The organism is Thermoproteus thermophilus, assembly GCF_055392855.1.
The window spans coordinates 685,033-702,442 of the sequence record NZ_AP042466.1 but is presented as its reverse complement, the minus strand read 5'-3'; the positions used below and the strand labels follow the sequence as shown (position 1 = coordinate 702,442).

Here is a 17,410-nt window from a genome sequence, read left to right as displayed (position 1 = left end):
CCTTTACGCCGGGACAGCCCCTAGACCCGTTTAGCCACCACCATCGCGTGGGCTACGTCGTAGGGCTCTAGATGGATTACGTCCAAGATCTCGTAGCCGCGCTCCTTCAAGGTGTTGATCTCCTGTTTGAAAGTCTCGGAGGGCTCCTTAGTGACGTCTATGCTCATGGCCTTGATCACCAACATGACGTAGCCGCCTTTTCTCAAGAAGTAATCGGCGTTGTCGGCCAAGATCTTGGCTTGAGTGGGCTGGGCTATGTCGATATAGGTCACGTCGACGCCTTTCACGTAGTGGGCGTACTGATACGGAAAGCGGGCATCGCCGAGTATCGGCACCACGTTCTTCCTGCCTTGATCGACCAGCTTCTCCATGAACTCTCTGAAGACCCTCGGCGAGAACTCCACCGAGTAGACGAGGCCTTTTTCGCCGACTATGTCGCTCACGTGGCTGGGGGTAGTCCCCGAGGCTGCGCCGAGGTAGAGCACGTGGGAGCCCTCCCTAATGGGCATTTCCTTCAGCCCGTTAAGTATGGCGGCTGCCAACTTAGAGCGATACGGGTTCCACTCCCTGTACTCGACGTCGTGGAACTTTATGAGCCTTTCCCCGTAAACGCGGCGGCCCGGCGTGAGGTTCCTCGTGGCGAGCCTCTCGGAGCCGTCCTCGAACCTCGCTACGAATACGCCGGGGAACTTGTCGTGGGGTCTGACGTCCACTACCTCTATGGACATGGCCCTAATCGGGGACGGTGTTTTTATCCCTTTCTGCTCGGCTTTTTCGTGGACGGCTTCTTGGGCGGCGGTCCTTGGCGCCCTTCGGGGGCTCTGGAGGGCTTAACTGCGGGAGCTCTAGGCGGAGGCTTAGCGTAAAGCGTCTTCACCTCTTGTATCCTGGCCAGCAGATCCTCCTTCAGTTTCGGTGCAATGAAGTTCCCCGTGAAGGCGTCTGCCTTCGCCGCTATCGCCAACTTGGCGGCTAGGGCGCGGGCTATCTTACCCCTCTGCCATCTAGGCGCGCGGAAGATCTCCGGGAACTGGAAAATAACGCCGTGTTTCGGCGGTTTGCCGCCAGTGCGTAACGCCCTGAAGAGGGCCTTCTCAGCGCCTAGTACTTGTATCGTGGAGGCGGGAAGCATCGCTAACCTCGACAAACCTCCCGCGAGTTTTATGAGCCTAGCGCCCAGGAGCGAGCCCACGAGCTCCCTGATGTTAGGCGCCACGTCCTTCATGGCCTCATCTATGTAATCCGATAACTTGCTTCTATATTCGTCAAGCCTTAGGTATATATCGGCATATGCTCTTATCTGGTCGAGGTCCCACTCCGACATGTCGGCGCCTATGCTCTTCTTAGCGGCCTCGACTATTCTCCTCACCCTCTCCTCTGGGGCTCCTTTCAAGACCTCTTTTACCACCTCTAGGGCGTATTTCGATCTATGTCCAACGTTTTTGACAAGCAACACGTACTCCTTGTTGTCCCTCACGAGCTCCTCGAGCTCAGGGAAATGAATACCATACCACTCCCTTATTCGAGACGCTATGAGGTTCAACGTTTTGTCTATATCATCAACGGCGCTTATGGATTGCGCTATGAAGAGGTCGCGCTTCTCGACGGCTTGTCTCAACTTCCTCCTGGTTATGAGGTCCGATACCTCGGTCAATAAGGCGTTATACTCCTCCTTAGTTATGCCCAGACTGGGCAGATAGGCCTCCCAGAACCTTCTTCTGAACTCCACAGCCACAGGATCGGGCGACTCGCTGACGACTTCCACGCCTTGCAGAATAGCGGAGAGCCTCCTGGCGAGCTCCGGGTCCTCGAGCACTACCTTGTCTTTCTGCCTTTTGACGAGCTCCACGAGCTCGGGTATCGGAGAGGACTTCTCGAGTTCTATGAGCTTATCGGCTATGACCTCGGCCTTCCGCTCGAACAATGCCTTATCGACTATATTACCCTGATCGTCGAGGGCTATTAGGCCGAGCATGTCCGCCACAATGTGTATCGCCATCGCCGATCTACTGCTCCAGGCTTATAAACATTAGCTCGTCAAGCGACGCGTTGGCGACGCGATGACGCTTGCAAGGGCTCTCCGTCGCAGGGGCGGACGTAAAGCTTAAAAAGATTTACGTAACCACATCCCGGCCCTCCGAGCCGGCCATAGGCGCCGGTGATACGCCCGGACTCTTCAGAACCCGGAAGCTAAGGCCGGCGCCGCGCGCCCGAGTACTGGCCTCCGCAAGGGGCCGGGAAAGGGGCGTGCTGGCAGGAGGGCCTTCTATAACGCCGCTATAAGCCTTCTGAGGCTCTCGTCGAGCTTCCTCACAGACTCCACGACCTCTCCCAACTTGGCGCTCAACGCCTCGGCTGATGCGCGCTGGCCTTCGCCCAACGTCTCTGCGGCTTTCCCGACTATCTGCGCAAGCGCCTTCAACGCCTCGAGTTCCCTCTCGGCCAGCTCCTTGAGCGCCGCGATGTCTGAGGCGCTGTTCCGACAAGCATCGGCCAACGCCTTCACTGCGGAGTTCTGTTCCCTTATCTCGGCGGCCAGCCCCTCTAACGCTTGTACAAGCCTCTGGAGAGTCTGCGCCAGCTCCGCCACCCCTAGTTTGGCCCTAGCGATATCCCTAAACTCTGCGTCCTCCTCGAGGAGCCTGATGAGCTCCCTCTTCAGCATGAAAATATATCATCTATTTTATTTCTATGATAACGCTCAGGGCGGGAAGGGCCGAGGCGGTATTGCACGCCAGAGGCGCGTACCTCTCCGCGCTTAGATACAGCGGCAAGGACGTGATATTGCCGGGGTCTGTGGAGAGGCAGACCGAGGGGGGCATGGCGTTGCTCATACCCTTCGCTAACAGAATCAAGGGCGGCGTCTATGAGTTCGACGGCGTTGTGTACGAATTGCCTAAAAACGCCGAGGGCCATGCGATACACGGGCTAGTCATGGACGTAGACTGGTCCCTTGTAGAACAGGGAGAGGACTACGCCGAGCTAAGGATAGAGTTGGCGCACCCAGGCTACCCCTCAACGCTATCCTGCTCGGCGCGTTACGAGCTCTTCGATGATTCGTTGAGGGTGATTTTACGCGTAGTCAACCGCGGCGCTAGGAGGGCGCCTTTAGTCGTGGGGGCGCACCCCTATTTCGTGGCGGCGCGCCCTTGGCGCATATTCGCCGAGAGCCCGCTGAGGTGCGTCTCGGTGGACAAGATACCCACGGGCGAGCTTGTGCCGCATTCCTTCGGCGTCGACGGCTATTACGACGATTGTTTCCTAGTGGAGGAGGATCCAGTAGTGCTCGAGTCGCCTCATTCGACCGTGGAGCTCTGGAGGTTCGGCATGCCGTATATACAAGTATACACCGGCATCGAGGGGGCAGTGGCCGTGGAGCCCATGTCGGGAGCGCCCGACGCTTATCATAACAAGATGGGGCTGAGGACGTTGAGCCCAGGCGAGGCCGTCGCGTTTTCCTTCGAGGTGAGGTTCCGGTGATCAGCTGGGTAGGGGTCCGCTCAGAAGTCGCCCTAGGACCACGTCATCATATTTATACTCGGTCATGCTAATCGACGTGATGACGATCACCGCTTCTTATAGATGATGATGGTATGCAGCGCTGATCATTTTACGTCTATCTTGCTCAACTTCTCGTATATCTCCAATAACATCGAGAGGGCCCTCAGCCTATCGTACAACTCCTCGCCGTTGAGGCTCCCTATCTCCTTGCCTAATGCAAGTATCTTGTTGAACACTGCTTGTCTCACCTCCTTGAGGCTGTACACCTCGGCGACTCTCTGGGCTTCCTCCTCAGACTTTACCACCACTACCGTCCTCTCGCAGTTAGCGCAATAATACTCGCCGGTCTTCAGCCTCACGAGTACCGTGCCGCATACGGGACAAGTGTAGGATGTCAAAGCCGCGCCCGCTCTTACTAGCTCGGCGATTTTCTTCACCACTAGGTCCCTTTTGCTCATATAGGTACGTGTAATGTGTATATATGAACTTGAAGACGGCCTTAGCCCTATCCATAGGAGGCGACTTAGGCCATTTGTCAGAGGTAGCCCGCCAGCTGACGTGGTTAGGCCTGGAGGTGGAACTAGGCGGCGATTTGACGTGGGGACCAGTCAAGATGCTCGGTAAGGGGACTAACAGCGTTGTGGTGGCTTGTAGATCGAGATACGGCGATATCTACGCCTGTAAGATCCGGCGCGGCGACGCCCAAAGGCCGAACTTGCTCGACGAGGCGCGCTACTTGAGGTTGGCCAATAGCGTCGGGGTGGGCCCAAGGCTATATGCCTATACTAAAGACGTCTTAGTCATGGAGTTGGTCAAAGGCGCGTCCGTGGTCAAGTGGTGGAGCGTCGCGAGTCCGAGCTCTAGGAGGGCCTTCGTCGAGGACCTCCTCAGACAAGCCAGAGCCCTAGACTCAATAGGCCTAACCCACGGCGAATTGTCGAGACCGGGCGACCACATCTTGGCGTCCGAGAACGGCGATGCCGTCATACTCGACTTCGAGTCCGCGCGTCTCGGCAGGCCTCAGAACGTTACCCAGGTCTCCAACATGCTCAGGTCGTTGGGCCTCCGACCGCCCTTACAAGCGCTTAGGAGATACGACGAAAGGAAAGACGACGAGTCCTTCGAGGAAGTACTACGCTCGTTCCTTAGCCAACTCGAGTGACAGCTTCCATATCTTGTCGCCTAGATAATGCGCGTTGTATATCGCTTTGCCGCGTTCCATGGACTCCAGCTCGTTCCTGGAGTAAAGCGCGATGCCGACCGCCACGACTCTTCTCTTCTCGTCAGAAACTAGGACCGGATCGCCTTTGTTGAAGTCGCCCTCTATGCTCCTTATGCCGGGCCTCATGACGTCGGCGCCGTTGAGTATATGCTTGACGGCGCCTGCGTCCACGATCACTAACGGATAGAGCGATACAGCCTTCTGTCCCAGCTGGGTCTTATGGATTAAGTATAGGGATGGTATCACGGCCTCTCCCAAGCCGGCGATTTGGACCTTCAACAAAGCCGGTTGGGAGTCTACCATGTACAAGGCACGCCCGCCCTCTATCTCCGCCACGTCCACGACGTCGGCGTCTTTTAAGAGCTCGCCGGCCTTGCCTAAGCCCCTTATAAGCTCCTTGATCTCCTTGTTGCTCAGCCTCACGCGCTTCACATATGCCGAAAGGTCTCGAGATAAAAGGTTTCTCGGCTCATGAATGGGTCATCAAATATCAGGCTTGCCGGGTATTCCTCATTACCTCTATAATACGCCGTTAAGCCTTTTATATTTTTGAACTAAATATCGTCGGTGGAGAAGTTGCTCAACGCCACTCTCAACGTAGTCCGACAACACGGAACCGATCTATTCATAGACCTCTCTAGGCCTTATGCCTATACCATGGTCGTAGAGCACGAGAAGAAGAAGATGTTCCTGAAAATAGCCCTAGACGCCGACGATGTGCCGACTAGCGCTCTCCGCGACGTCAAGTTGCTCTCGGAGCTCCTCGACGTGCCCGCCCTGGGGGTTGTCTCGACCGCCGGCGGCGAGGTGTTGAGGGAAGGCGTCGTCTATAGGCGCGAGAACGTCAACTTCGTCTCGTTGGCCACTTTAGCCAAGGCGTTCAGAGGCGAGATGCCTATTTTAGTCCAGACCAGGGGCAAGCGCTATGCCTTCGTGGACGGCAAGGCGTTGAGGGAGCAGAGGGAGAGGGCCGGCTTGAGCTTAAGCGCGTTGTCCGAGATATTGTCGGTGTCGCGGGAGACCGTTTATCGCTATGAGAGGGAGGAGCTACGCGTGTCCGAGAGGACAGCTGTCGTTTTGGCCAGTTATTTCGACGTGAGCGTGTTCAAGAGGATAAATATATTCACGTCGATAAAGGCAGATCGAATAGACAAGGCCAGCAGAGCCATAGGCGAGAGCGCATATAAGCTGGAGGAGTCGCATCCTAATGGAATAGCCTACGACGAACGGCCTATTTTCCTAGTCAACAACGAGGAGAAGCGCGAGAAGACGGAGATCCTCGCCGATATATTCGGCGCCGAGGTGGTGAGGGGGTGAGCTTCGTCTTGCTGGAGGAGGGCAAGGCGCGTTTCTGGGCCCCCGACCCCTCTAAATACCCCGATCCGGCCAACGCCCCTGTGTTTTACAATAGACATATGGCCAGGAATAGATCCATCTCAGTCGAGGTGCTCAGTCTCTTTTCGGAGATAAAGGGAAAAAAGCTCGACGTGTGCGAGCCCTTAAGCGCCACGGGCGTGCGCGGCATAAGGTACGCCCTCGAGACGAACGCGGTCGGCAGGCTGGTGTTAAACGACATATCGAAACAAGCGGTGGAGCTTATAAGGAGGAACTTAGACTTGAACGGAGTCATCGCCGAGGTTTACAACGAGGACGCCTCTATTCTGCTCAGAAGACTGAGGGGCGAGTGCGACGTAGTGGACCTAGACCCCTTCGGCTCGCCGGCTCCGTTCGCGGAATCCGCCTTTCAAGCATTAAGAGATGGGGGACTCCTATGCGTCACGGCCACTGACACGGCCGTATTAGTGGGCAATTACAGGGAAAAAGCCCTTAGAAGATACGGTGTTAAGCTCATCAAGACTCCGTTCTACGTCGAGGTGGGCCTTAGAGCTCTGCTGAGCTTCTTGGTCAGAGTAGCGGCAGCGAACGACTTCGCGCTGGAGCCGCTAATAGCCTATTGGGAGAGGCATTATTTCAGGGCGTGTTGCGAGGTCGTCAGAGGCGCCAAGGAGGCCTCTGACTCTTTGCGGAATATCGCGTATTTAGAGCTACGCGGAAAACACAGAGGGGTCTCGAGGAATAGCAACGACCGCTCTATCGGGCCTCTCTGGGTCGGTCCCTTGGGCGATCCTGCCTTCGCGTTTGCGTTGGCCGAGAGGGCAAGGGAGCCCGACGTCAAGAAACTCGCCGAGAAGTTAGCCTTGGAGTACACCGTATCGAAGCCATGGTATTACCTGGTCCACGAGTTCGGCGACCTCAAGATGAGCGTAGCGGAGCTCGTCGAGAGGCTGAGGGAGAGCGGCGTTTACGCAACATTGACTCATATGACCCCTCAGGGCTTCAAGGCGGAGGCGGAATACGGGGAACTTTTAATACAAACTCAGAGGTTGAGGCGGTGAAGGTGGTGGGTATCGCCGGTCCTCCTGGTAGCGGGAAGACGTTGATAGCCACGCTTTTCGTCAAACGCGGTTTCAAGCTATACACCATGGGCGACGTGATAAGGAAATACGCTGAAGAGAGGAGAATAACGCCCGATGAGGCCGCCGTTTTGATCAGATTAGAGAGGGGCATGCGGGCGGTCGTTAAGGGGCTGAGCCTAATCCCCGGCGATAGGATAGTGATAGACGGCTTGAGGAGCCCCGAGGAGGCCGATGCGTTGGAGGAGGCGCTGGGGAGGCTCTTCTTAGTCTACGTGGTAGCCTCGAGGGAGACGAGGCTCAAACGTCTGGCCTCTAGAGGACGGCTTGACGATCCAGCCTCGTATGTGCAATTCGCCATGCGCGATTACCGCGAGGCCAAGCTGGGAGTCGCCAACTTGTTGCTCAGAGCGGACGCAGTCATAGTAAACGAGGACAAGAGCGTCGAGGAGCTTGAGGCAGAGGTCGACGCGATAGTGAAGAGGCTATGAGGGTGGAAGTTGTCGCCGAGATAAGGCCTACTGAGGATCCCGAGAAAGTAAAGAGGGCGCTCCTCAACGTCTTCGAGCCGGAGGAGATCGAGGTGAGAGCTGAGGGCGATGGCGCGTTGCTGGTGGCAAGAGCCACTAGTTATAAGTCGCTACTTAGGCTGAAGGAGGCTATATGGCGCCAGGGCATTCAAGATGCCGCTCGCTCCGTGCTCTCGAGGTCCGTGGCCGGCGAGGGTCGCTTAATCTTCAGCTTGAACAAACAAGCGGCGTATGTGGGCGTTGTGTCGTTCGTGACGGAGCCCAACGAATCGCCGCTAGGCCCCATAACCTTTAATGTGGAGACGTCCGATGTCCGGCGTTTTTTAGACTGGATAGCCCCGCGCACGTATAGGGGCCGCGTTTTCTACGAGGGCCCGCCGCCGGACTGAGACATAACGATTACTCTATAAAGTCCCCCGTGCACGTACATGGCACAACTGCGGAAGTAAGGCAGATCGAAATACGCCGGGATCGCGATCACTACGCGCGCGGCTACTGCGAGAAGCTCCTCCACGACCGCCCTGATGAACTCCTCAACGTCCCCCTCTATTTGCGACATACGGCCGTAGGGGGCATCGCCGACTGCGGCGTCGAACGCCCTCCTGAAAGGGGGCATCCTCGAATCAGCTTGGATTAAGTCCGACGAGGTGTTGCGGGCCGCCATCCGCAACATATTTAAGTCCACATCTACGCCCACGACGTACGCGCCGCGTTTCTCCGCCTCGATCGCTATAGCGCCAGTTCCCACGAAGGGCTCGAGCACTTTGGCCAACGGTCTCGCCAACGCTAGATTGGCCAATAGCCTTGAGGTGAGCCAGTCCATAGTCACCGTGCTCCTCTGGGACAGCTCCGTGGGCCCCTCCCTCCCGGTTTCCGGCTTGGCGATGGCAGCCCTCTTGAGCGGAGCGCAGTTGCTACACTCAAGAAGGAAAACATCTCCCTCTTCGCGTATATCGCATCCGTAGATATTCGCTATCGCCGACGCTTCCTCTTTGGATAAACAGGGATATCTTTTATTTAATAACAGACGGCAAAGCACGCGAAATCGCGAGCGCGAAGACCATGCCCAGAAGCACTGTTATGGAGAAGGAGAGAGCTCCTTTGAATATCGCCGTAACGTCGGGGGAGCCTACAATGGCGTTTAGTATAGGCGGTATCACGAAGTAGAAGAAGGAGAACACCAAGATGGCCACCACGACGACGCTCTTCGATAAGCGCCGGCTTCTCAGGAAGCTCTCCACTGCGTAGCTGGCTATGGGCGCCACGAGCACTAACGCAGGCACCAGGGGTTCGTACTGCACAGATAGTGGAATCCTCAAGCCTATATACGCCGATAGGGCTAACGCGTAGTACAACACAGCCGCGAAGAGAGACAACACAGATACCGTGAAAGTCGCCTCGTATCTCCTCAATATGTTCTTCAAGAAGTCGTATACCCCAAATCCATACATAATTAATAAAAATAATATAAACAAAACTCCAAGATTCAATATATATGAAACAATTTGTATGTTTATAAAAATAGATAAGGCATATAAAAATAGAAGGAAAGAGGGCACGCCGACCGTGTACCTTCTATACTCGGGCTCCTTCACGGCCTTGGATAAGTAATATCTTATGAGAGACACGGTCTCCTCGACTGATCTGGATTGTTTCACCACGACCCTCTCGACCGCTATCACGGGCCTACGCGTCTGCACGGCCATTACGGCGGCCTCGTCTGAGGGACCGTCCGATACGAAATATATAGCATCGGCGTCGAAGACTGAGAGGACTTGGGCCAGCTCGTCTAAGACGACTATGTTAGCCATATGCTCATCGGGCGATCCGCACACGACGGCGACCTCGACATTGCCTCTGCCGAGCTTCCCCTCGAGCTCGTCGTATATTTTCACTGCGGCGAATATTGCATTCGCGTCCGAATCGTCGGGGTTTCTAAGTATGTACTGGATGCCTAAGCGCAACACGTTATCCCTCCCTACTACGGGGGTGTTGATGCCGGCTCGCCTCAAATCCGCGTCTCTGTCAACATAAAGCACCAGTATCCTCACTACTCCTCGGACAGATAGCCAGCCTCGGCTAATATCTTCATCTCCTCGTGCGTCAAGCGCTCCCCGTTCAGCAACTTCTGGTAGATCTCCTCGGCCCTGGCCCTTAGGCTCTCCCGCTTGTTATTCTGGGCCTCGACGACGTTCTTATACCTCTCGGACAAGTCCACGGCCTTTAGCAATATCGTGTATTTGTCCAACTCGTCCTTGAGCTGCGCCAGCCGAGCTCTAAGCTCCTTCCTCTTAGCGGCCAAGTCGATTATAGTTCTCTTTATCTCATCCCTATCCCTCTTCAGCCCATCTCTTTTCCCCTTGAGCTCGACTAGCTGTTTGTAGACATCCTCCCTCTCCTTTTTAAGTTTATTTATTTCTTCTTTTATTGTATTTAAAGAATTTATTAAATCAGCAAGATTCCTCTTAATCTCTTCTTTCTTTTTCTTGGCCTCCTCCATCTTATTTCTTATATCCTGTATATGTCCTTTCAGGGTCTCCAACGAGCTTGCCAGATTAAGCTCCTCCTCTATGGCCGAGATGGTCCTTATAAACTGGCGCTCCCACTCAGGGTCGGTGGGCGTCGTCTCGAAGTAGTACTCGAGCCTCTCCGCCAACATCTTTATCTTCTCCTTGTCCAAGGGACGGCCTCCGATGTATTCGTTTATCGCGTTAAGCGCTTTTCTATACGCATCGAGTTTCTCCCTATATTTCTGAAGCTCGACGTTCAGCTCCAGTATCTGCGACTTGGCCTTGCGGATGGCGTCGACGATTTCTTGGCGTTTAGCTCTCAGTTTGTTTAAATCCTCTTTGATCTTCTGGAGCTTGGCCCTTACGTTGTCTATCTGAGATCGCGTCTCCGCCAAATTCCTCCTTATCTCGTCCAACGAGTTCTTCTTTTCGTCTATCTCCTTGGTTATAGCCGCTATTTGTCCCTCTATTTGGTCGATAGATGAGCTGATCTCGCGTATCTTGCTCAACAGCTCGTCTCTGTTGATCACGTGGGGGGAGAATCAACGATATTTAGCTTTTCCTACCTAAGGCCGACCAACCTTCCGTTTACAAAAAGGAAAAATTATATTCTCACGTATCTCCTCTCTTTATGAGTCAACCGTATAAGGATGTCGCCATGTATATAGCTGGGGATATTATAATGTCGGACAACCCTGGCGAGGCGATAAAGAGGTGGCGCCTTGTCTTTGGATTGACCCAAACCGCTCTGGCGGTTAAGCTCAATACATCCCCCAGCGTTATCAGCGATTACGAATCGGGCCGCAGGAAATTCCCTGGCGCTAGGTTCGTCAAGAGGCTTGTCCAAGCCCTTATAGAGGCCGACTTAGAGCGCGGGAGCCCCATCGTGAACTTGTTGATGAGGCAAATACTCAAGGAGAGGTATTGGGTAGCCGTGTTGGACATGAGGGATTTCACCTCGCCGGTTCCTATGAGGGAGTTTTTAAACGCCATAGAAGCCCAAGTGCTGGTAGAGCCTCCTCCCGTTGATATCTACGGGTACACGCTCGTGGACAGTATAAAGCTGGTGTTAGAGGTGCCCTCTAACGAATACCTGCGCCTCTACGGCACCACGTCGCAAAGGGCCGCTATCTTCACCAAGGTCTCCACCGGCAGATCGCCTGTGATTGCGGTTAAGGCCATGTCCGCAGTCGTCAACCTAAAGCCAGCGATCATGGTGCTCCACGGCGTCAAGGAGGTCGATAGCTTAGCTATAGAGATATGTAAAAGAGAGTACATACCGTTAGCTGTGACAAATATAGATATAGAAACATTAATTAACACTCTTCGTAGATTTAAATAAAATTTATTTCTTGTTTATTATTCTCGAAATTCTCAACAAATTGCCCAATCCTTTAGTGGCCTCGTGGCGCCTCCTCAAAGCCCTTTCCTTCGCCTTCTTCTTCCACTTTCTCGCATGCGTCTCCTTGTACTTAACGCCCAACAAGCCCCTTGCCCTTCTGCCGGCTGACGTGAGGCCTCTGAAAGCGCGCCCTCTCTTCCTCTTTACGAGCACCTCGACGGGGATTTTGGGCTCAGGAGGCGTCGCTTGTCCCTCCAAGACCTTGATCAGCCATTCTCTTAAGGCCTTCACGTTGACCTCGTGTACTGACTCCCGCCTCTCGTCTACGTATATGCCCAAGAGCCTCGCCTGCTCTACCGTCAGCCCCACTTGCTGTATCTCGCCGATAGAGAACCCTCTCCCAACTCTCCACTTGACCACGCCGCCGCTACTTATGGCGGCGGGCTCCTTAACTAAAGCCCTAGGCGGTGCGACAACGTCGCCCATAAGGCCTTCGTTGAGGCCGATTTATAAAGTTTGAAATAAATACCCTACTTAGGTGGTGACGTGCAGAGGCTGTTGGCGTTTCTGGCCATGTACAAGTTCGCCGTGCTTCTCTCGATATACTTCGCCATGTCCGTATTGGACCCTGTGGCTGTAGTTAGCATAATAGTTACGGCAATAGCATCGCTCGTCTCCTCCATATCGAGGGAGCCAGAGGTCTTTGTTATAATCATACCGCTGATAATGCTAGTCGACGTCGTCGGGCTTATTTTAGCTATATCATCTCTGGCCGGAATAACTGGCGCCGCGCCGGGGGACGTCGTGCCCTTCCTGGCCTTCTATCTGGTAGCTATAGCGTGGGATTCCGAGGTCCTCAGATTGTCGAGGGCAATATCAGCCTAGCGTTTCAACTATCTTCTCGACGGAGTATTCGTCGAAGTTGCCGTAGGCCACTATCTTGAACACCACTTTGCCGTCGGATCTAGCCCTCACTTTATATATGCCTTCGCCTAGCCTCTCAACCTCGGCGGATCCCTGTACGGCGTACTCGATGTCGTAGCCTTTGATTAGAGCCGACAGGTTGGAGAAATCGACTAAGCCCTCCCCTCTTATCTTGGACACGACGGGATAGCTCTTCAAGATCCTTACCAATTTAATATCATATTCTAATTTATGTACTATATATAAACCAAATCCTAAAATGAATATAAAAAATACTAAGTCTATAGTGAGATTCATTTATATGATTCAAAAATCATCTGAGGCGTTTGGGGGCTCGTCTTTAGGCCATAAAAGGCGTTGAAGCTGATATCGCCACACCAGCGAGGCCAGAGCTCTATCCTATCATCCCAGAGCGCTACGTTGTAGGCCTCGGGCCTATACGCCCTCTTCATCTTGGATATGAGTGCCTTCAAGCTCCTGGCCACCTCCACAAGCTCCTCCTCGGCTAGATCGCCTGCGTTGCGGCGTAAGCGGATTACCACGTGGCCGCTATTAAAGGGGACGTCGGCCGGCTGGACGGTTATTAGCCCATTCTGTTCTATTATCATTTGATTGGGATTTTTATATCGAGGGCTTTGGCGAGCTCCTTGTATCTATTCCTGACGGTTACTTCGGTCACGCCGGCCGCTATGGCGAAGTCTTTCTGAGTTCTATTATCGCCGTGGAGCAAGGACGCTATATAGACCGCCGCTGCTGCGAGGCCCGCTGGGTCCTTGCCGGCGGTGAGGCCGGCCTTCTTGGCCCTATTTATTATCTCGATCGCGGTTTTCACGACATCGCCGGTTAATTTAAGCTGCTCAGCCACTCTGGAGATATACAGCGTCGGGTCGCTTATGGGCACTTTGACATTGAGTTCGCGTAACAAAAGCCTGTAACATCTCGCGACTTCTCTACGCGAGGCCTTCGTGAACCTTATGAGCTCGTCGAGAGGCCTCGGCGTCTTGAGCATTCTACAAGCCATATACAAGGCGGCGGCCGCCATGGCCTCCACGGATCGGCCTCTGACGAGCTCCTTTTCCAGCGCTTGTCTGTAGATCTCCAGGGCTTGCTCAACGCAAGGCCTCGGCACGCCCATAGCGCTCTTGAGCCTCTCCAGCTCCTGCGCTGCTTGGACGAAGTTGCGCTCATATGACGTCTGGACGCGCGACCTGGTCTGCCACTTCCTGAGCCTGATGACCTCTAGCTTTCGCTTGAGGTCGAGCTCCTTGCCCGAGACGTCTTTGTCCCTCCAGTCGATGACCGTAGTGAGGGCCTCGGAGACTAGGCGAGTTATGGGCGCGCCAGTACGGGCCCTTTGGCCCTTCTCCTCGTTGGTGAAGGCCCTCCACTCGGGGCCTAGATCGACTAAGTTCTCAGATATGACGGTCCCGCACACGACACATACGATCTCGCCGCGCTCGTAGTTGTAGACGAACTTGTCGTTTCCGCATACGGGGCATACGTACGGCTCTCCAGTCTCTGTGATCAAGTTTAAATATCCGTCAGTACTCTTTGCGACCCGGAGCTTATGAGGAATTCCCTGGTTCGGCTGGGAGGACATCCCTTATAAATATTTTATACCTATATAAATCTTTCGGTTAGGTTCTTTATAAATATTTTGTATCTATATAAATTCAATCCTTTCTTGATTGAATAACAATTTTCCTGATTTTAGATAATAAACCATATATTTGTAGTAAACCATTCGCCCCCCTCAATATGGCGTAGTGAGCTTTGCCGACCTCGAAGGCCAAATCTGGCTTCAGATATTCCGGCAGATCCAGCCTCAACACTTCCCTGTGTATTTGTTTCACCAACTCCAGCTCGCCCACCCCTCCATCGGACACTATGCCGTATATCTGCGATATGGCCTTGCTGAAGCTTCCGTTTATGGCCTCGGCTATTATCTGGCGCAACATAGTCGGGCTCACGTAGCCGAGAGCCTTCGCAACGGCCTCTTCGTCGATTACCTTGGTCGTAGAGCTGGCTATTTGTAACGCCGTAATCGCCCTCCTCATATCCCCTTGCGTGAAGTCGAATATGGCCTCCAGAGCTTCCTGAGTCGCCTTCACCCCCTCTTGTTCCGCTATGAACTTCAACCTGGCCACCACAGCCTCCTTTGGCAACGGCGTGAATCTAAATATAGCGCAACGGGACTGGATCGGCTCGATTATGCCCGACAAGTAGTTCGCCAACAGTATAAACCTCGTGGTGCCCGCGTACATCTCCATTATCCTCCTCAAGGCTTGTTGCGCATCGCTGGTCATGTTGTCGGCCTCGTCCAGTATCACTAGCTTGAACGGCGCCTTGCCCACGGGCGCAGTCCTCGCGAACTCCTTAACCCTCTCCCTTATCACGCCTATGCCCCTCTCGTCCGAGGCGTTGAGCTCCAAGGTGTTCTCGCGCCAAGAATCGCCGTAGAGCTCCCTTGCCAAGACCAAGGCCATGGTGGTCTTGCCCGTGCCCGGAGGGCCGTAGAAGAGCAGATGGGGCATGTTGCCGGCCTTGGCGAACTCCTTGAGCTTCGCCTTGACCTCCTCCAAGTCCACGACCTCGTCGAAGGAGCGAGGCCTGTACTTCTCGAACCAGAAGAGCTCGCTCATAGCTTGAACTCCTCGGCCAGCGGGGTGGCCACGTACTTGTTGTCCTTCTTTATGACGTAGCCGAGTCTGTTCAAGACCTCCAAGAGCTGGTATTCTCTCTCCTCTAGGCGTTGGGCCTCCTCCACATCTAGAGGAAGTCTGTCCAATAAATCGGACACTATTTTCTTAGTGGTCACGATCTCTCTATTAGTCCCCTCATCTCTGAGCAATACAACTACTCCCTCGTCCAAGAGCTTGCGCAAGGCGCTCTTCGAGCGCACCTCCTTGGCGTCGAGGAACTTGTTCTCCTCTATGGCCCTCAATAGAGGGTGGGCCACTCCCTCGCGCTTCTTAGAGGCCCCGCTTTTTTGTTCCAACAAAGACCTTATATCCCTCAATTCTTCAAGGGCTAAGTTCACTAGGCCCTCCAACGCCTCAAGTCTTTCCTCGATGTCTTTCAGCCTCTTAGCGCATTCGTCCTCACGCATGTATCTCGACTACGTCGCCGTCTTTAAGCCTATACTCGAGGCCCACTCTCTTGGGCCATTTCGGGTATAATTCGCGGCTCCACACCACGGCGTACTTGAAGTTTTCATAAAGGGAGCTGTGTATGAGCTTGGCCACGTCTCCCACTGTGCTGTTCTCCTTAACGACTAACGGCTTCGGCGTATATTGATAACTATGTATTTGTTTCGTAAATACTCTAATCAACTTCAACGTTCTTAGTATTAATATTAAAAGTGATGATCTATCTATTCTACAGCTAGCTAGATCTACATTCAAAAACGGAATGCCCATATCGTCGAGAGTCCTCTCGGTCTCCTCGTCGCGACCTGATAGGATCGCTATGGTGGGCTTATACATACGCTCCGAGAACACAGCGTCCTCTATGTCGTCCAACGAGGCCTCGCCCTCTATGTACACGATAGCGTGATGTATGCCGTATTCCGATAACAACCTCTTCACGTCCTCGGGAGCGGCTCCCCTCAAGTTGCCCACTATCTGCACGCCGCCGATGCTTCTTCGTTCTATTCTGACTACTGATTTAGGCTTATATATAGATATACCGGCTTCGTCGAGGAGTCTGACTATGGATTTCAACGTCTTCTGAGGCTCCATATCGGCCCTTAGGACGAGCAATAGGCCGTCAGCGTTTCTCGCCAAGGCGAACGTTATGGCGTTTATATCACTGGACGGATCGTCTAGCACTAAACTCGGCGCCTTGATCAATTGTACATAGACGTTATCCTCTACGAACATCGCAGGTACGGGTTCCACGGTGCTGAAGGGGATGTGATCTGGCTCCAACGAAGTCGACGTAATGCACTTCAACAGAGTAGTTTTCCCCCCGTTCGGCGGGCCCAAGACTACTAGTTGTACGTCGCCGTCTTTCTTGACGTAAAGCCCGCCTCTGCCGCGCGCACCGCGCTCCTTGGCCTTGCGCTCCTCGAGCTCTCGTCTTAGCTCAGCTATTCTCCTCCTTACGAACTTTATCAACTTCTCAGTCCCTTTATGCTTAGGAACCGCCGAGAGGAATTCCTCCATGGCCTTTATCTTCTCCTCAGGCGTCTTGGCCTCCATCACTTTTAGCCATTTCGCCTTCGCCTCAGCCGGCAGATTGGCGGGCACGTACCAAATTTCAGAGTTGATATATTAGCGCTTCTCCAAGAAGGACCTTATCAAGGCGATGGTCTCAGGCATATCCGCCAAGGAGGCCAACTGCGCGAGCACGCCGCGGGCCTCCTTCAAGGCGTCCCTCACGAGCTCTCTGTGAGCTCTTGCGAGACGGCTAGTATGGGCGGGGATGCGGAATAACCGCTTAAGCGCGCTGTCCATATCGCCGATCTCGTGCACGAGGCCCAGAGATTTGGCCTCCTCCGCAGTTATAGGCCTAGCCAACAACAGCCGCACTATCGCGTAGCCGAGGACGTGGGATAACAAGCGGGTATACGGCGGGAAGACGCCCAGCCTCACGCCTTGTAGAGATAGCGTTATGTCGGGCCTTGCCGAGATCACGTAGTCCATGAAATACGTGAACTCGACACCGAAGCCGTATGCGTCGCCCGCTAGATAGGCCACCGTGGTCGCTTCGCAGTCGATTAGTTTGTTAACCATATCGTTTAAGGCCTCGAGATAGGACAACGCCTCGCTGGAGCCCTTAAGGAATACGTTTAAGTCCAGCCCTGAGGAGAACACAGATCCCTTATTTGTAAATATTATTATATATTGGTTATTACAATCTAGAGAATAAATATCTCTTATTAATTCTATTGTAAAAGCATTTCTTGTTGCTTGATTATCTATATAGACAGTAAGTGTCTTATCTTGTCGTTTAATCTCGATCAC

Annotated in this window: 24 protein-coding genes and 1 rRNA gene; 9 read left to right on the top strand and 16 right to left on the bottom strand. The window is 53.8% G+C overall.

What is annotated here, in order from left to right; translation table 11 throughout:
- Window positions 1-20: 20 nt before the first annotated feature.
- Window positions 21-728: a fibrillarin-like rRNA/tRNA 2'-O-methyltransferase gene (locus ACZ5PA_RS04170; protein ID WP_464931016.1), complete on the bottom strand. Its 708-nt coding sequence runs from the start codon at window positions 726-728 to the stop codon at window positions 21-23.
- A 23-nt stretch (window positions 729-751) separates the two neighbouring features.
- Window positions 752-1,999 carry a C/D box methylation guide ribonucleoprotein complex aNOP56 subunit gene (locus ACZ5PA_RS04165; protein WP_464931015.1) on the bottom strand — a complete coding sequence of 416 codons (1,248 nt, stop codon included), beginning with the start codon at window positions 1,997-1,999 and terminating at the stop codon, window positions 752-754.
- A 139-nt stretch (window positions 2,000-2,138) separates the two neighbouring features.
- Between ACZ5PA_RS04165 and rrf the strand changes: the two genes are divergently transcribed.
- Window positions 2,139-2,259 (top strand): 5S ribosomal RNA (rrf, locus tag ACZ5PA_RS04160).
- Between the two features lie 7 nt (window positions 2,260-2,266).
- On the opposite strand, the gene ACZ5PA_RS04155 is transcribed toward rrf, so the two are convergent.
- Window positions 2,267-2,665: a hypothetical protein gene (locus ACZ5PA_RS04155; RefSeq protein ID WP_464931014.1), complete on the bottom strand. Its 399-nt coding sequence runs from the start codon at window positions 2,663-2,665 to the stop codon at window positions 2,267-2,269.
- A gap of 29 nt (window positions 2,666-2,694) precedes the next feature.
- On the opposite strand from ACZ5PA_RS04155, the gene ACZ5PA_RS04150 reads away from it, so the two are divergent.
- Window positions 2,695-3,480, top strand: coding sequence for an aldose epimerase family protein (locus tag ACZ5PA_RS04150; RefSeq protein WP_464931279.1), 786 nt, complete (start codon window positions 2,695-2,697; stop codon window positions 3,478-3,480).
- Between the two features lie 125 nt (window positions 3,481-3,605).
- Here the strand turns inward: ACZ5PA_RS04150 and ACZ5PA_RS04145 are convergent, their stop codons facing one another.
- Window positions 3,606-3,959, bottom strand: a complete 354-nt coding sequence (locus ACZ5PA_RS04145; protein ID WP_464931013.1) for an Sjogren's syndrome/scleroderma autoantigen 1 family protein — start codon at window positions 3,957-3,959, stop codon at window positions 3,606-3,608.
- A 23-nt stretch (window positions 3,960-3,982) separates the two neighbouring features.
- Between ACZ5PA_RS04145 and ACZ5PA_RS04140 the strand changes: the two genes are divergently transcribed.
- A complete protein-coding gene (locus ACZ5PA_RS04140; RefSeq protein WP_464931012.1) occupies window positions 3,983-4,663 on the top strand; it encodes an RIO1 family regulatory kinase/ATPase domain-containing protein in 681 nt (226 codons plus the stop codon).
- Here ACZ5PA_RS04140 and ACZ5PA_RS04135 read toward each other — a convergent pair.
- Window positions 4,634-5,155, bottom strand: a complete 522-nt coding sequence (locus ACZ5PA_RS04135) for a DUF1947 domain-containing protein (protein WP_464931011.1) — start codon at window positions 5,153-5,155, stop codon at window positions 4,634-4,636. The genes ACZ5PA_RS04140 and ACZ5PA_RS04135 overlap by 30 nt on opposite strands.
- A 135-nt stretch (window positions 5,156-5,290) precedes the next feature.
- On the opposite strand from ACZ5PA_RS04135, the gene ACZ5PA_RS04130 reads away from it, so the two are divergent.
- From ACZ5PA_RS04130 to ACZ5PA_RS04115, 4 genes are read left to right on the top strand one after another with little or no spacing between them, the layout of a single operon-like run.
- On the top strand, window positions 5,291-6,040 hold the full coding sequence (locus tag ACZ5PA_RS04130; RefSeq protein WP_464931010.1) for a helix-turn-helix domain-containing protein: 750 nt from the start codon (window positions 5,291-5,293) through the stop codon (window positions 6,038-6,040).
- The gene (locus tag ACZ5PA_RS04125; RefSeq protein WP_464931009.1) at window positions 6,037-7,119 is read left to right on the top strand and encodes a tRNA (guanine(26)-N(2))-dimethyltransferase; all 1,083 of its coding nucleotides are present in this window, start codon (window positions 6,037-6,039) and stop codon (window positions 7,117-7,119) included. The genes ACZ5PA_RS04130 and ACZ5PA_RS04125 overlap by 4 nt, the downstream gene beginning before the upstream one ends.
- Window positions 7,116-7,628 carry an AAA family ATPase gene (locus ACZ5PA_RS04120; RefSeq protein ID WP_464931008.1) on the top strand — a complete coding sequence of 171 codons (513 nt, stop codon included), beginning with the start codon at window positions 7,116-7,118 and terminating at the stop codon, window positions 7,626-7,628. Before ACZ5PA_RS04125 ends, ACZ5PA_RS04120 begins: the two co-directional genes overlap by 4 nt.
- The gene (locus tag ACZ5PA_RS04115) at window positions 7,625-8,056 is read left to right on the top strand and encodes an RNA-binding domain-containing protein (RefSeq protein ID WP_464931007.1); all 432 of its coding nucleotides are present in this window, start codon (window positions 7,625-7,627) and stop codon (window positions 8,054-8,056) included. The genes ACZ5PA_RS04120 and ACZ5PA_RS04115 overlap by 4 nt, the downstream gene beginning before the upstream one ends.
- Here ACZ5PA_RS04115 and ACZ5PA_RS04110 read toward each other — a convergent pair.
- The 3 genes from ACZ5PA_RS04110 to ACZ5PA_RS04100 are packed head-to-tail and all read right to left on the bottom strand — an operon-like array spanning window position 8,032 to window position 10,707.
- Window positions 8,032-8,706 (bottom strand): TRM11 family SAM-dependent methyltransferase, encoded by a 675-nt coding sequence (locus ACZ5PA_RS04110; protein ID WP_464931006.1) that lies wholly within the window; start codon window positions 8,704-8,706, stop codon window positions 8,032-8,034. The two genes, ACZ5PA_RS04115 and ACZ5PA_RS04110, sit on opposite strands and share 25 nt — an antisense overlap.
- Entirely contained in the window at window positions 8,681-9,718 is a 1,038-nt protein-coding gene (locus ACZ5PA_RS04105) for a DUF373 family protein (protein ID WP_464931005.1), read from the bottom strand. The genes ACZ5PA_RS04110 and ACZ5PA_RS04105 overlap by 26 nt, the downstream gene beginning before the upstream one ends.
- Window positions 9,718-10,707: a coiled-coil protein gene (locus tag ACZ5PA_RS04100; protein ID WP_464931004.1), complete on the bottom strand. Its 990-nt coding sequence runs from the start codon at window positions 10,705-10,707 to the stop codon at window positions 9,718-9,720. Before ACZ5PA_RS04100 ends, ACZ5PA_RS04105 begins: the two co-directional genes overlap by 1 nt.
- Before the next feature lie 101 nt (window positions 10,708-10,808).
- On the opposite strand from ACZ5PA_RS04100, the gene ACZ5PA_RS04095 reads away from it, so the two are divergent.
- Complete coding sequence (locus ACZ5PA_RS04095) at window positions 10,809-11,519, top strand: helix-turn-helix domain-containing protein (RefSeq protein ID WP_464931003.1); 711 nt, start codon at window positions 10,809-10,811, stop codon at window positions 11,517-11,519.
- A 3-nt stretch (window positions 11,520-11,522) separates the two neighbouring features.
- Here the strand turns inward: ACZ5PA_RS04095 and ACZ5PA_RS04090 are convergent, their stop codons facing one another.
- Entirely contained in the window at window positions 11,523-12,005 is a 483-nt protein-coding gene (locus ACZ5PA_RS04090; protein WP_464931002.1) for a ribosomal protein L13e, read from the bottom strand.
- 60 nt (window positions 12,006-12,065) lie between these two features.
- Here ACZ5PA_RS04090 and ACZ5PA_RS04085 point away from each other — a divergent pair, with 60 nt between their 5' ends.
- Window positions 12,066-12,404, top strand: a complete 339-nt coding sequence (locus ACZ5PA_RS04085) for a hypothetical protein (RefSeq protein ID WP_464931001.1) — start codon at window positions 12,066-12,068, stop codon at window positions 12,402-12,404.
- Here the strand turns inward: ACZ5PA_RS04085 and ACZ5PA_RS04080 are convergent.
- From ACZ5PA_RS04080 to ACZ5PA_RS04050, 7 genes are all read right to left on the bottom strand, one after another.
- Entirely contained in the window at window positions 12,396-12,653 is a 258-nt protein-coding gene (locus ACZ5PA_RS04080; RefSeq protein ID WP_464931000.1) for a hypothetical protein, read from the bottom strand. The genes ACZ5PA_RS04085 and ACZ5PA_RS04080 overlap by 9 nt on opposite strands.
- 83 nt (window positions 12,654-12,736) lie before the next feature.
- A complete protein-coding gene (locus ACZ5PA_RS04075; RefSeq protein WP_464930999.1) occupies window positions 12,737-12,985 on the bottom strand; it encodes a diadenosine tetraphosphate hydrolase in 249 nt (82 codons plus the stop codon).
- 62 nt (window positions 12,986-13,047) lie between these two features.
- On the bottom strand, window positions 13,048-14,043 hold the full coding sequence (locus ACZ5PA_RS04070; protein ID WP_464930998.1) for a transcription initiation factor IIB: 996 nt from the start codon (window positions 14,041-14,043) through the stop codon (window positions 13,048-13,050).
- Between the two features lie 73 nt (window positions 14,044-14,116).
- Window positions 14,117-15,085: a replication factor C small subunit gene (locus tag ACZ5PA_RS04065; RefSeq protein ID WP_464930997.1), complete on the bottom strand. Its 969-nt coding sequence runs from the start codon at window positions 15,083-15,085 to the stop codon at window positions 14,117-14,119.
- Entirely contained in the window at window positions 15,082-15,552 is a 471-nt protein-coding gene (locus ACZ5PA_RS04060; RefSeq protein WP_464930996.1) for a hypothetical protein, read from the bottom strand. The genes ACZ5PA_RS04065 and ACZ5PA_RS04060 overlap by 4 nt, the downstream gene beginning before the upstream one ends.
- Complete coding sequence (locus tag ACZ5PA_RS04055; RefSeq protein ID WP_464930995.1) at window positions 15,545-16,693, bottom strand: TGS domain-containing protein; 1,149 nt, start codon at window positions 16,691-16,693, stop codon at window positions 15,545-15,547. Before ACZ5PA_RS04055 ends, ACZ5PA_RS04060 begins: the two co-directional genes overlap by 8 nt.
- Before the next feature lie 24 nt (window positions 16,694-16,717).
- Complete coding sequence (locus tag ACZ5PA_RS04050; RefSeq protein WP_464930994.1) at window positions 16,718-17,410, bottom strand: enoyl-CoA hydratase/isomerase family protein; 693 nt, start codon at window positions 17,408-17,410, stop codon at window positions 16,718-16,720.

Excerpts from the sequence above, each read along its gene's own strand:
- ACZ5PA_RS04170 (WP_464931016.1), bottom strand. The coding sequence starts at position 728 with ATGTCCATAGAGGTAGTGGACGTCAGACCCCACGACAAGTTCCCCGGC.
- ACZ5PA_RS04165 (WP_464931015.1), bottom strand. The coding sequence starts at position 1,999 with ATGGCGATACACATTGTGGCGGACATGCTCGGCCTAATAGCCCTCGAC.
- ACZ5PA_RS04155 (WP_464931014.1), bottom strand. The coding sequence starts at position 2,665 with ATGCTGAAGAGGGAGCTCATCAGGCTCCTCGAGGAGGACGCAGAGTTT.
- ACZ5PA_RS04145 (WP_464931013.1), bottom strand. The coding sequence starts at position 3,959 with ATGAGCAAAAGGGACCTAGTGGTGAAGAAAATCGCCGAGCTAGTAAGA.
- ACZ5PA_RS04140 (WP_464931012.1), top strand. The coding sequence starts at position 3,983 with ATGAACTTGAAGACGGCCTTAGCCCTATCCATAGGAGGCGACTTAGGC.
- ACZ5PA_RS04115 (WP_464931007.1), top strand. The coding sequence starts at position 7,625 with ATGAGGGTGGAAGTTGTCGCCGAGATAAGGCCTACTGAGGATCCCGAG.
- ACZ5PA_RS04095 (WP_464931003.1), top strand. The coding sequence starts at position 10,809 with ATGAGTCAACCGTATAAGGATGTCGCCATGTATATAGCTGGGGATATT.
- ACZ5PA_RS04090 (WP_464931002.1), bottom strand. The coding sequence starts at position 12,005 with ATGGGCGACGTTGTCGCACCGCCTAGGGCTTTAGTTAAGGAGCCCGCC.
- ACZ5PA_RS04070 (WP_464930998.1), bottom strand. The coding sequence starts at position 14,043 with ATGTCCTCCCAGCCGAACCAGGGAATTCCTCATAAGCTCCGGGTCGCA.
- ACZ5PA_RS04065 (WP_464930997.1), bottom strand. The coding sequence starts at position 15,085 with ATGAGCGAGCTCTTCTGGTTCGAGAAGTACAGGCCTCGCTCCTTCGAC.
- ACZ5PA_RS04060 (WP_464930996.1), bottom strand. The coding sequence starts at position 15,552 with ATGCGTGAGGACGAATGCGCTAAGAGGCTGAAAGACATCGAGGAAAGA.